At 25.6% G+C, this 13,251-nt stretch carries 10 protein-coding genes; 1 reads left to right on the forward strand and 9 read right to left on the reverse strand.

The genetic code is table 11. The annotated features are described in order from the left end of the window. Positions 1-242: 242 nt before the first annotated feature. The 7 genes from ACYUE0_RS02000 to ACYUE0_RS02030 form a co-directional block, all read right to left on the reverse strand. The gene (locus ACYUE0_RS02000; protein WP_460269316.1) at positions 243-1,319 is read right to left on the reverse strand and encodes a 4Fe-4S binding protein; all 1,077 of its coding nucleotides are present in this window, start codon (positions 1,317-1,319) and stop codon (positions 243-245) included. A 41-nt stretch (positions 1,320-1,360) separates the two neighbouring features. Then, a complete protein-coding gene (locus tag ACYUE0_RS02005) occupies positions 1,361-2,572 on the reverse strand; it encodes an amidohydrolase family protein (protein ID WP_460269317.1) in 1,212 nt (403 codons plus the stop codon). Between the two features lie 239 nt (positions 2,573-2,811). Further along, complete coding sequence (locus tag ACYUE0_RS02010; protein WP_460269318.1) at positions 2,812-4,539, reverse strand: tetratricopeptide repeat protein; 1,728 nt, start codon at positions 4,537-4,539, stop codon at positions 2,812-2,814. Between the two features lie 241 nt (positions 4,540-4,780). Further along, positions 4,781-5,695: a hypothetical protein gene (locus tag ACYUE0_RS02015; RefSeq protein ID WP_199869349.1), complete on the reverse strand. Its 915-nt coding sequence runs from the start codon at positions 5,693-5,695 to the stop codon at positions 4,781-4,783. Positions 5,696-5,781: 86 nt separating this feature from the next. Next, on the reverse strand, positions 5,782-6,393 hold the full coding sequence (locus ACYUE0_RS02020; protein ID WP_460269319.1) for a DNA-3-methyladenine glycosylase: 612 nt from the start codon (positions 6,391-6,393) through the stop codon (positions 5,782-5,784). A 71-nt stretch (positions 6,394-6,464) separates the two neighbouring features. Further along, positions 6,465-7,337: an SDR family oxidoreductase gene (locus ACYUE0_RS02025; protein ID WP_460269320.1), complete on the reverse strand. Its 873-nt coding sequence runs from the start codon at positions 7,335-7,337 to the stop codon at positions 6,465-6,467. A gap of 96 nt (positions 7,338-7,433) precedes the next feature. After that, positions 7,434-8,228: an SDR family NAD(P)-dependent oxidoreductase gene (locus tag ACYUE0_RS02030; RefSeq protein ID WP_199869348.1), complete on the reverse strand. Its 795-nt coding sequence runs from the start codon at positions 8,226-8,228 to the stop codon at positions 7,434-7,436. A gap of 271 nt (positions 8,229-8,499) precedes the next feature. Between ACYUE0_RS02030 and ACYUE0_RS02035 the strand changes: the two genes are divergently transcribed. Further along, positions 8,500-9,756, forward strand: a complete 1,257-nt coding sequence (locus ACYUE0_RS02035) for a D-alanyl-D-alanine carboxypeptidase family protein (protein WP_061994296.1) — start codon at positions 8,500-8,502, stop codon at positions 9,754-9,756. A gap of 217 nt (positions 9,757-9,973) precedes the next feature. On the opposite strand, the gene ACYUE0_RS02040 is transcribed toward ACYUE0_RS02035, so the two are convergent. Further along, positions 9,974-10,843 carry a hypothetical protein gene (locus ACYUE0_RS02040; protein ID WP_460269362.1) on the reverse strand — a complete coding sequence of 290 codons (870 nt, stop codon included), beginning with the start codon at positions 10,841-10,843 and terminating at the stop codon, positions 9,974-9,976. A gap of 373 nt (positions 10,844-11,216) precedes the next feature. Further along, complete coding sequence (locus ACYUE0_RS02045; RefSeq protein WP_061994297.1) at positions 11,217-13,079, reverse strand: type IA DNA topoisomerase; 1,863 nt, start codon at positions 13,077-13,079, stop codon at positions 11,217-11,219. Positions 13,080-13,251 lie beyond the last annotated feature (172 nt).

Consider the following 13,251-nt stretch of genomic DNA (forward strand, 5'->3'; position numbering starts at 1 on the left):
TTATATAGAGTTCCAAGTTGACTTTAAAAATTATTCATTCCAAAACTTGGATACTGAAAATAGTGAAACATGCTCCGAATCACTTAGAATTTAACACTGCATTTTGTATGAAAATATTTTAAAGTTATTGAATAAATTTAGATTGGGGCTTGTTTCCCTATAGTATTCCCACTTTTATATTATATAAGTTTTTTATATTTTATTTATGATTACTAATTAATATTACTTTTTTATTTTAATTCTTAAATTACCCCAGTTATCGCTTTTTGAGGACATCTACTTTCACAAAGACCACATGAAGAACATAAAGACTTATTAAATATAGGATATTTATTTATTGTTATTGCAAAACAAGGACACACCTTTTCGCAAATCTTACATGAAATACATTTATTGTTATTTACCATAGGGTAGCTTGAAGCAAATTTTACTCCTTTTTTCAACCTTGTATTTTTAACTTCTTCAATTGAACTAAAACCATATTTTTCAAGTGTCGTTGGTAATTCTTTTAATATTTCTTTATATAGTTCTCTACCATGTATCATTGCAGAGGAACTCATTTGTACAGCATCTGCTCCACATAATAAAAACTCTATTACATCTTCTGCTGATGATACTCCACCTGAACCAATTATAGTAAAATCTTTGAAGTTTTCTCTTATTAGATTTATTGTTGCTAATGCAAAGGGCTTTACAATTGGACCTGAAACATAACTTTCGCCCTTTTCATTACCAAACTTTACAGCTCTTTCATTTAAATCTATTACCATAGCTGGACCTAATGAATGTACTGCTACTATTCCATTTGCACCATTTATTTTTATTATTTTTACAAACTCTAATAAATTTCTTATATAATTATTAATTTTGATAAATATAGGTTTTGTGGTAGTTTTCCTTGCCAATTTTACTATGTCTCCAGCTTCCTTTAAATCAATGTTATAATCTAAAGAAATTTCAAAACCATCAGCATATTTATCTAGTTTGGAAATTAGAACTATAATATCTTCCTTGCTATAACCAATACTGATTATTAAAGGTTCCTTCAAAAAACTTTTTATATTAGGTAAAAAATCTTCAGTCCATTTTTCATGAGGATATTCAGACCAAAGATTTAAATTTAATACTTTGTTATTGCCTCCATATATGCAAGGTTTAGGTACCATTGCACCTTTTATACCTATAGTTTTTGTAACCATTGCACCTAATCCAAAAGATGCTAAAATATTTATTTTATTATCATCGCTAACTAAAGGCCCTGATGCAGGCATAAGTGGATTTTTAAGTTTCAATTCCCCAATAGTTGTACTTAAATCCATTTAAAACTCCTCCATTTATAAAATATTATATTAAGTTTCTTTTAACTTCTAACCTTTAAAGGTTCTTCATATAACTTTTTATTTTCATAAAGAACTTTATAGTCTTTCATTAAAAATTTTCCATCACATATAACATCTTTTGGAGAAAAACTATCAAATACTTCATAGAATATATAATTTAAAATATTTTCTTCATCTAATGGTACTATTTCTTTATAAGGAATTATAATTAAATCACTCTTATAATTTTTTTCTATTTTACCTATTTTTATATTAAGTATTTTATTTGCATATTCATAATTATTTTTTATAACTTTTACTAAATCATTTAATGTAAAACTATCAGAATTATTGTATTTGCTTCTCATAGTATAAACTAGGTTTGAAAAGTCTCTTGTAATGTTAGCACTTAATCCATCTGTTCCAATTATGCAAGGAATATTATATTTTTCAAACATAGAATAATTAAAAGATGCTAATCCTTTGTTCATATTAGATGTTGGAGTTACTGCTACATATATATTTTTTTCATTTAATAATTGAGCTTCTCTATCACTAACATATACACAATGAGCAAGTAATGAATTATCTGTTAGTAAATCCAAATCATTTAATCGCTCAATTATTCTTTTTTCATATTTAGACATACAATCTGCTACATCATCTATAGTTTCAGCTATATGAATATGGATAGGTGCATGGTTTTTATAGCTCTCAATTTTTTTCAAAGTTTCATCACTTAGATTCATAGATGAATTTAATCCAAATAATCCAGTATAGTTTTCACTAGAATTAGCTAAAAAATCTATATTTTCTTTTATGCAGTTATCAATATTTAAATCTTCACTAGTACTAAAAGAGAATATACCTCTTAATGACAAACTATCACATATAGCTTTTTTTAATTCATTTAAGGTTCCTAAACTATTACATTCTTCACCACTGTGATCTATAATTGTTGTAACACCATTTTTTATACACTCAATTCCAAACATTAATCCATTATAATAACAACCTTTATTTTTCAATTCATTCCATATGCTTAGTTCTTTTGAAATTTCTGGTAAAATGTGTGTATGTCCATTTACCAATCCAGGCATTACTATAGAATTTTTACAATCTATAATTTCTATATCATCTCTATTAAAATTAGTCATATTCCCAACTTCAATTATTTTGTCATCAAAAATAACATATCCATTTTCTATAAAGTTATTAAAATCATATATTTTAGCATTAATAATTGCTTTCATTTTAAATCACCTCAATAAAAGTTTTACATATCCTATTTTAATTTTACATTTCTATTTATATGACTGAGTATCAATTAATATTTAATTAACTTTAAATTTAACAAGTTAAAATTTAAACTTTTTTTATATATAGTTATAAGTTAGCTTTTTAAATTATCCATTTCAAAATTTGGATGCCTAAAATAGTGAGACATGCTCAGAATCGCTTAGAATTCAACACTGCATCTTGTTTCCCTATATTAATCATCATTATTTATTATATTAAATAAATTTATAGCTTTTTTAGTCATTTCATTTACTAATTGTTTATCATAAACATGTCTTTTTATATTAAGTATTTTAAAACTATTCAATATATGATTTATTACCTGTCTATATTCATCCTTAATATATGAATCTAAGGATATTTTTAAAAAATATATACTGTTTTCTCCTCTTATAATATATATTTCTCTTGTCTTTCCTATAGTATTTTCCTTTGTAAATGATAATGCATCATTATCATTTATTTTAAATTTTTTTATATTATCTACTCCCATACCTTTCATATATTTTGCTAACTCTAATTTATTAGAGTATGGAAACTCAACAAAAGTAATCCATAATTTTATATCATTAATTTTATATTTATCACTTTTACCAATTATTTTTAAATCCTTTTTTTCATCGTCATTATATATAATATCAATATCCCATTCTATTGGTATTTCAATTTTATATTCATTTTTAACAATGTAATTTTTATAAAATTTTGGTGTGAAAATTATGTTTTTATTTAACTTCTCTATTTTTCTTATATCTTTTAAATGATTTTCTGATAATTTACAGCCATTTTCAAAACTATCAATAAAATAATTAGTTGCCATATTAAAATTTTTTTCTACACCTTTTCCATATTTATAACACAATCCTAATTCATATTTAGCATCTTTGTCACCAGATTCAGCAGCCTTTAAAAACCACTTTACAGCTTCTTTGTCATTCTTCTCTACACCTTTTCCATCTTGAAAATTACATGCCACATTAAATTGTGCTTCCATTTTTCCATCTTTTGCAGCACTAAGATAAAAATTAAATGCTTTTTCATAATCTTTTTTAACAGATAACCCTTTGCTATATATAACTCCTAAATTTAATTTTGCCTTTGGATTTCCAAGCGCTGCTGCTTTTTCATACCAATATCTAGATTTTTTATAATCTCTATCTATATTATCAAGCCCAACCCAGTATATAGAACCTAACATCTCATAGGCGTCTTCATAACCTAATTCTGCTGCTTTATGAAAATATTCTACTGCTTTTTCATAATCTTTTGAAACGCCCAATCCATTTGCATACAATTGTCCCATTTCATAAAAGCTTTTACATTCACCTTTTTCTATTCCATTTTTTATAGATATTTTTTTGTTTTTTATGTCAATTATATTTCCATCTTCATCATACAAATTATATAAAAATTCATCTGCAAATTTATAACCATTTATACTAGCTTTTTTTAACCATTTTTCCGCTTCTATATAATCAACTTCTACACCTAATCCTTTATAATAAATTTGTCCTAGATTGCTTTGAGCCTTTATCTCACCACTTTGTGCAGATAATTTAAACCACTTTATTGCTTTTTCATAGTCTTTATATACATTTAAAAAAAGTGCACCTAAATTATTTTGTGCTGAACTATTACCTTTAATTGCAGAAATATAGAAATACTCTTTTGCCTTTTCATAATTAAAATATTCAAATCTATCATCTAAATGTATTAAACCTAAATAATATGATGCATCTAAAAACCCTAAATTCAAAGCAATTTCTAAAAATTTCTTTGCCTCTTTATAATCATTATTTTTATAATTTAAAATCCCTTTATTTAAAAATTCATTACCATCTTTTTTATTAATATTAATCTTTTTCATTAACATATCTATTTTTTTAAATATTAATTTTGTATTTTTAATATATCTTTTCAATTAAGCGACTCCTTTTATAGATTCCTATATACTATAGTTTAATTTTAAAATTGGTATTATATTACTTTTAATTATAATATTTTGTATTTTTTAGTTTACAATTTTAATCAAATACTTAATTTAAATTATGTAAACTTACTTAGTAAAAACTTTGTCAATTATTATTAAATAATAAAAAATAAGATTATATAAGATAAGTGTAATTAAATCTTATATAATCTTATTTATGTTTTTTATAGATTTATTGGTACATAGCTATCGGTATAATTTGTATACATGGACCATTTATCTTAGTAGCACATAACTTTTCATCTATTATTTCTGGTAAAACTATTCCTTGTTTTTCTAAAATTTCAAAATAAGGTTTCATATTTAATATAAGTTTTCTAAAAAAATCTCCATTACATGATTTTCTTAATAAATCTACATGTTGATTTTTATTGCAAACACATATTACTTTGCCCATAACTGTACAATTACAATTACAAAAATCATAACTATGAGTGGTTTTAGATATAAAATTATCATTATGAGCATTTATTATAGCTTTACAACAACCTAAGTCCATTATCATATCAAAAGTGTTGTTTAAAGTTAAATATTTTTTTATCATATTAAGTTGATTTATAATAGTATTATAATTTATTAAAGTATCTTTTGGTAAAAGTCCATTTAATAAAGTTATATCATAACAACTTATTGTATCTATCATTTCATTTATATTTGAAAGAATAGACATACTACTTACCACCCCATAGAATTCTACATGATTTCCAGGTTTAACTTTGCCTAAAATTATATCTTTACTATTTATTACACTATACATATTATTATCATTCATAGATTCTCTAACTTGTCTGAAAAATGAAAATGTGGCATAGGTTTTACTAATACTATATTCTTCACGATTAATTGCCCTACCATCCAATGTACCTCTTGTTAACCCTTCGTTAGTACCATCAAGTCCTATTGGACTTTTATCTTTTTCTATTTTATTAGTATCTTTTAAGTACTTTTCAAGTCTTGCATTTCCCATATCTTCTGTAATACATTTAAGTGTTTTAGTTTGTATATATCCATCAATTAAAAGCCCTGATAAATCTTGTATTAATCCCCCATTTAAATACAAAGGTACTGTAGTCAATAAATCATTCAATATTAATTCACCCTTTTATCTTAATAGTATATATATAATATATGACTATTAATTACAGTAAATGATATAAAAAACTTTAGTTAGATTTACTTTTTAGATATGTATTTATTATCTTTTATATAATATCTCCATAAAAAATCTACTGCCTCTTCTGCATAATCTATGCCTATTCTTTTAGTTTTTATTATTTGAAAATTATCTATTTTGTTATTTTCTACATAAATTTTATTACTTTTATTCATATCTTCATAATTATCATCTTTAGATATGTTCATAGCAATACACAGTTTTCCTGGACCATTAGATAAAACTTTAATTTGATTTTTATTAAGATCAGAGTAATCTTTTCCAAATCTTAAGTTAGACATAACATTAATACCTTCTATAGGCTCTATTGCTCTTATAAGTACCCCTTCTGGAATATCTTTTTTATTGGTTATTATATTAAAGCAATAGTACATGCCATATATAAAATATACATATGCAGTGTATGGCTCTCCATATAGTGGCTCAGTTCTTTTAGTTCTTTTGCCTCCGTAAGCATGAGATGCTTTATCTATTTCACCTATATATGCTTCTGTTTCTACTATTTTTCCTTTTAAGATTTTACCATTATAATTTGAAACTAAAACTTTTCCTAAAAGTTCTTCAGCTACTACTCTAGCATCTCTATTGAAAAAATTTTTTTCTAATTTCATAAACTCCCCCTATCTTAACTATAAAGATAGCTAAATTATTTCTTAACTATTTATTAATTAAATTTATATTTTTAGCTATTTACTATTTCACCACCATTTACATGTATTGTTTCTCCAGTTATATAAGAAGCACCTTTTGAAGCTAAAAATACATAGGATTCTGCAAGTTCTACCGGTTGACCTGCCCTTTTTAATGCTGTTTGACTGCCAAACTTAGAAACCTTTTGCTCATCAAAGGATGCTGGTATAAGTGGAGTCCAAATTGGTCCTGGTGCTACGGCATTTACTCTTATTCCTTTCTTAGCTAAATTTAATGCCAAAGAACGAGTAAAAGATGTAAGTGCTCCCTTGGTGCATGAATAATCTATTAAAGTTTCATGTCCATGATATGCAACAACTGATGTTGTATTTATTATAACTGAACCACTTTTCATATGTTTTACCACTTCTTTGGTTAAATAAAATGCACCAAACATATTAGTTTTAAAAGTTCTTTCGAATTGTTCCTTTGTTATATCTTCTAAATTTTCACAAACATGTTGCTCCGCTGCATTATTGACTAGTATATCTATTTTTGAAAATTTGTCCATAGTTTTTTTTACTACTTCATTAGAAAATTTTTCATCACCGATATCTCCATTTATAAGAAGACATTCACCATTATTTTCTGTAATAATTTTTTTTGTAAAATTTGCATCTTTTTCCTCGTTTAAATAAACTATAACAACTTTAGCACCTTCCATAGCATAAGCTATTGAAACAGCCCTGCCAATTCCGCTATCTCCTCCAGTTATTATTGCTACTTTATCTTTTAATCTATTTCCACAAAAACTATATTCATCCAGTTGAAATATTGGTAATGGGACCATATCACACTCTTTACCTGGTTGAATTTTTTGATGTTGTGGTGGAAAACACATAGAAAAATTTTTATCTAACCTCATAATAACACTTCCTTATAAAATTATTAAAACTTTTACATTTTGCTATTATAAGTATTAACCATTTAATAATTTTATATAGCCCTAGTTATTAATTTGTTACTTATCTTTTTTATCTATATAATTTTTATAAGCTTTATACTGAATATTTGCAACTACTTTACTATTTACTATATTAGGGGATATTTTAGATAAAAACACTGCAATTTTATTCAATATTCCAGGAATTACATTTCCTTTTCCTTTCATTAAACCTTTATATCCTTTATATGCAACATAATATGGATTCATTGCTATATTTAAATCTGATTTTCCTGCTCTTTTAGAAAAATTAGTCTTTGTAGCACCAGGACATAAGGCCGTAACTGTTATTTTATATGGTTTTAATTCTTCTTTCAGTGCATAAGAAAAGGATAATACATATGCTTTAGATGCATAATATGTAGCTATAAAGGATCCAGGCTGATATGCACCAGTAGAAGCTACATTTAAAATTTTACCTTTTCTTTCTTTTTTCATGTCTTTAATAATAAAACTGGTTAATATGGTTAATCCTCTTATATTTACATCTATAACTTGAAGATGTTTATCTATACTGATATCATCAAATTCTCCATTATATCCAAGCCCAGCATTATTTATCAAGATTTCTACTGTATAGTTGTTTTTAATTATATAATGATATAGATTTTCAATTTCCATTCTTTTGCTTAAATCTACAACTAAACCATCTACATTTATATTAAAATCTTTTACTAAACTCTTTTTTAAGTTTAAAAGCACTTTTTCATTTCTACCAACTAAAAATAGATTATATCCTTCTTTTGCAAAAATTTTAGCAAACTCCATTCCAATTCCACTAGTAGCTCCAGTAATAAGAACTATACTTTTCATAAAATCACCTTCTATAAATTTACTATTTCTTAATCCTATAGTAACATTATTGCAAAATCACAATATTATTTTCAATATATTTTTTATATTTATAAAGATATGTCGAAAATAAATCAATATCTAAATATAACTTTAAAATTTAAAGTTATATTTAAATTTATAACAAAAATTGCCTTTAATAAAAGATAAAGTTTACTTATATAACTTGTTGAATATTAGTTTAAATGCTATACTTATGTAGAAATTTAAAATAGTGAAGGAGAAGAGAACGTTGAAGAAGCTTAAAAAAATCATTGCATCCACTTTGATATTTACTTCCATTTTTTCAACAACAGTCTTAGCAAAGGAAGCATCTGAAGACTTAAATTTAATAGGTACTTCTGCTATTTCTGTTGACTTAGAAACTAATGATATCATATACGCTAAAAATATAGATAATCAAATGTTTCCAGCTAGTGTAACTAAACTTATGACTGCATTATTATTAGCAGAGAATAAGCAGAAAAATGATTTACTTACTTATCCTAAAGAGGCATTAAATGAAGCACCTTTTTCATACGGATTAAATGTTCATCCAGTTACTCCTGGAGATACTTTTACCGCTGCTAATGCAATGGATATTTTACTTTTATATTCTGGAAATGACATAGCTTATATGATTGCTAAAAACATTGGCGGGACTGTAGATAATTTCGTTAAGATGATGAATGATAAAGCTAAAGAGTTGAAAATGACAAATACTCATTTTGTAACACCTAATGGATTAGATGATAACATAAATGATCATTTAACAACATCTTATGATTTATCAATACTTTTAAAAGCTGTTATGGAGAACGAATGGACAAGTTCTATATTAGGTAAAAAAGAATCTGAAGTAAAATCTACTAATGGACCAACTGCTAAGGTTGAAAATAGAAATAAAATTCTTGGTGAAAATGGAAATATCGGTGGTAAAACTGGATATACTGAAAAAGCAGGTAGATGCTTAGCTGCAGTATATGAAAGAGATGGTCGTAAAATTGCAACAGTAGTTCTTAACTCTGAATATAATCTTCCAGAAGATAGCAAAGTCTTTGAAGATGTTGCCAAATTAGCTGATTATAGCTATAATGCAGAGAAAAAGTCACTACTAGCAAAGGATACTGAACTTGAAAGTAAAACTTTAAAGTATAAGGTTTTTCCTTTATTAGGGCCTGAGAGAACTATAAGAGTTCCAGTTACAGTAAAAGAAGATGTATTAGCTTATGAAACATCATTAGAACCTGAAGTTAAATATGAACTTAATGATGTTAGCGCTTGGAAATTAAATAAAAACAAGCCAATAGGTAAAGTTACTGTAAAAATTAAAGATACTATAAATCAATATGATTTATATCCAACAATATCAAAGATGGATTTAGTTAAACAAAACATACTAGTATACATAGTAGTACTTGCTATAATAACAGCTTTAATTGTTATTATATTAAAATTTATAAATAAAAGAAAAGATCGTAAAAGAAGATCTGTTAGATTTTATAGATAAAAATAGTATATTATATTTCAAAAGCACTGATTTTCAATTAGTGCTTTTTTCAAGAAAGTAAGCTATATATAAGATATTAATTTAATTCTAAACTAAAATATTGTTAAGATATTTTAATCTCATAAATATCTTCAGTAAAGACACTAATTTAAAATTTTATATGAAAAAAAGTGATACAGCATACCCATATCACTTTCTTAATATGTATATTTATTAATTACTTTTTACTTGCAGCTATAGATATACACCTCTGATGCTCTTCATCTACGCCTTCTGTAATTGATCCATCACTATGTCTCATACTATTTAAAAAGTGTAAATCACATACACCATCCATTCCATTATTTTTAACTACATCCAGATTCTGACCAGTTCCATACCCCCCAGATAAATCTGGTGCTTCAGCTAGAGCTGGATAAGCATCATTACCTGCATGAGGCATTGCTGCCATAGATGCTGCTATTCTTTTACCGCTTACAGAAACTATAACCGGCCTTCTTTCCCAAGAGTAATTTCCACCCCATACATTTTTTATAACTTCACTATCTTCTTTTGTTAATGCTTCAACATCTGCATGGTTTGTTCCAAAAGTACGTTTTAATTTAAAGGTTTTACCAGTATAAACATCTTCAACTTCCGCAACGGCACCTATTGGATAAACATATTGTGCCTTACTAAACCAATCTAAATTTTCAATCTGTGGCTTAGCTGATTTAACAATTTCCTTTTGCGAACTTACTGTAATACCTCTAACTATATCACTATTTACATCATCTAAAGATTTTTCTTTAGAAATTGATTTTTCCTCTACATCTCCACCTCTTGAAAGCTTAGAATTATCTTTTTCTAAGTCATTTAAGGTTACATTTATTTCATCATTAGATTTTACAGTTTTAAGACCTTCTTTATTATTAGATTCTGATAAATTCAAAGCTTTAGTATCATTTTTAGCTACTATTGTATTTTTTTGAAGATTATTCTTAGAATCCGATATACAAATTATTGTTAGTAAGCTTAAAGCTATACTAGCTAAAATTTTTCTATTTCTTTTCTTTTTTATCTTTTTTCCCTTAGAAACAAAAATCATTCTCGACACATCAAAAACTCCTTTTAATCTAAATTTAATATTTTTTATCAAATTAATCTTTTCCATAAATTAGTTTATATAAAAAATTCTAATCTATTCATTAATTTATAAATTTCTGTAATTATTTTTTATAAATTATATATTAAGTTAAGATTTTTAACTGTTACTTTTTTTGAATAGATAGCAACAGCATAAATTATAATATATTTTTTAAATAAAAACAAGTTATAAAATTAAATAACTTGTTTTTTACACGTCTTATTTTCTTTTTCAAATCTAAATTTATCTACACTAAAGTCACTTTCTTTCTTATATATACTCCTTTGAATATACATAAATTACTCTACAATTTATAAGGAAATTTATGAATTTTTTATTTTGATTTTCTAGTGTCACATATAAGATCAGCTCTATGACGTTTTATTTTTATTACTCCTTCTTTAGTGAACTTATATATATAATTCAAGAAAGTATCCTTATTAAACTTGCCTTTTTCCATATCTGCAAGAGCCTTCTCCATTCTTCCAGTATAATCAGTATCTAAAAGCTCTTTTATTGGGAAAGTTTCTATAAGTTTTTTACCTTTTTCAGTTATAAGAAGAGATTTTCCTTTGGTTGTTATATACCCTGCATATTTCAACTTATTTATAGTCTCTGCTCTTGTAGCTGCAGTTCCTATAGAGTATCCAGCTAAAACCAAGGATGTATCCTTATCTTCATTTTCCTCACTATTATTATTGTTACTTTTACCACAGGTTTCCATAGCCTTAAGTAATGTTTTTTCAGTATGATGCGCCGGCGGTTTTGTTTTCTTTTCTTCAACCTTTATATCTACCATTTGTACAATTTCATCTTTTTCAATTTTAGGTAGTAACTCATCTTTTCCATTATATTTCTCAATTTTTAAATAACCTTCTTTTCGTAAAATTTTACCTTTAGATATAAATAATCTATCATAATTTTCTCCTTTTACAGAGGTTATTATTTCAGTATGTTCAAATTCAGCACTTTCCATAAATTGAGCTATAAATCTATTTTTTATAGATTCATATACTTCCTTTTCTTCTTTTGTTAAATCTTTAGGTTTTAAGTAAGTTGGTATTATAGCACTATGGCTTTCAACTTTACTATTATTAAAAACCTTTTTGGTAACTACAAATTTAATTTCATCTTCAAAAGATAATCCTTTTTTTAAAGTGTCTAAAACTTTTTTTGCTTTATCTTTTAGACTTTCTTCTAATGCAGTACTTGATGTTCTAGGATAAGTTATATACTTTTTTTCATATAAGCTCTGACATACCTTTAAAACTTTGTCAGCAGTATATCCTTTGTACTTACTAGTTACATATCCTTGAAGGTTAGTTAAATTAAATAATGGTCCTGGATTTTCTTTTTTAATTTCTATTTTTTTCTCTATGACCTTTCCTTCTTTTCCTTCAATCTCCTTTTTTAATTTTTCCATCATCTCTTTATTTTTAAACTTTTCTAATTTATTATGAAAAAACTTTCCTTTATAACTACCATTATCATTTTCAAACTCACAGTAAAGTTCGTAAAATTTTTCAGAGTTAAACTTTTCTATTTTCATTTCTCGATCATAAACCATCTTTAATGTAGGCATTAATACTCTTCCTATATTTAAGAGGTTACCTTTACCCCTACAATATTTCATTGTTGCAACAGACGTAAAGTTTATACCAATTACCCAATCAGTTAATTGTCTACTCAAACCAGCGCTTTGAAGACTTTCCATATCTTCGTTAGTTTTTAAATTAGATAGACCTCTTTTAACTTCATCCTCTGTCCATTCATTTATGAGAATTCTATATATAGGTTTCTTAGCTTTAATATAATCAAAAATTAATAACCCTATAAGTTCACCTTCTCTATCATAGTCTGTTGCACATATTATTTTTTCTACATCTTCTCTCTCAACTAAAGATTTAATTATAGAAAGTTGTTTTTTTGCACCGCTATCCTCTTTACTTCTATTCTTATCATCTGGTTTAACTTTATATTTAAATTCTTCTGGTATATATGGAAAATTTTCAAAGCTCCATAATGCTAATGCCTTGTCATAATCTTTGCAATCATATAAAGTTAGCAAATGACCAAAGGCCCAAGTTATTATATAGTTTTCTCCTTCTATATATCCGTCTTTCCTACTTTTACACTTTAATGCCTCAGCTATATTTCTAGCAACTGAAGGTTTTTCCGCTAATATAACACTTTTCATTTTATCACCACTTGCAATTTTTTTATAATACATAAAAAATAATAATTACAATAAGATATACTTTGTAAAAAATATGATTCACAAAATAAAAAATTTACTTATTATTTCCTTATTATTTCTATAATAACTATTTTAATTTTAACTTACTAAAAAATAAGCTATTTTAAAATTA

The organism is Clostridium sp. CTA-19, assembly GCF_054767855.1.